We start from the raw sequence: 508 nt of genomic DNA on the forward strand, positions 1-508 counted from the left end.
CCATGAGCAGGATGAGCAGCAGCAGGGCCGAGACCTCGTCGTAACGCATCAGGCGTAGCGAGCTCATGAGCTCGAAGCCGATGCCGCCTGCCCCGACCATGCCCATCACCGTCGAAGCGCGAAAGTTGTATTCCCACCGGTAAATGGTCACGTCCGCGAGCTGGGGCATGACCTGGGGCATCACGCCGTGGGTGATGACCTGGAAGCGCGTTGCTCCGGCGGCGTGCGCGGCCTCGATGGGCGCCACGTCCACGTGTTCTACCGCCTCGGAAATGAACTTGCCGACCATGCCGATGGAGTGAAAGCCAAGGGCCAACACCCCCGGCAAGGCACCGAAGCCGACCGCAGCGACGAAGATGATGCCCATGATCAGCTCGGGGATGGCTCGCAGGGTATTGAGCAGCCCCCGTGCCGCCTGGAACATGATCGGATGAGGACTGGTGTTGCGCGCCGCCAGCAATCCGAGGGGGATGGAAAAGACGATGGCAAGGGCCGTTCCGGCGATACT

General features: G+C 63.8%; 1 protein-coding gene. It reads right to left on the bottom strand.

Annotation, left to right across the window (positions count from 1 at the left end; all coding sequences use genetic code 11):
* Positions 1-508 (bottom strand): phosphonate ABC transporter, permease protein PhnE (gene phnE, locus CKO31_RS26490; RefSeq protein ID WP_200244025.1); only part of this gene is annotated, 508 nt, incomplete at both ends.

The sequence above is a fragment of the Thiohalocapsa halophila genome (assembly GCF_016583825.1).
Classification (GTDB): Bacteria; Pseudomonadota; Gammaproteobacteria; order Chromatiales; family Chromatiaceae; genus Thiohalocapsa; species Thiohalocapsa halophila.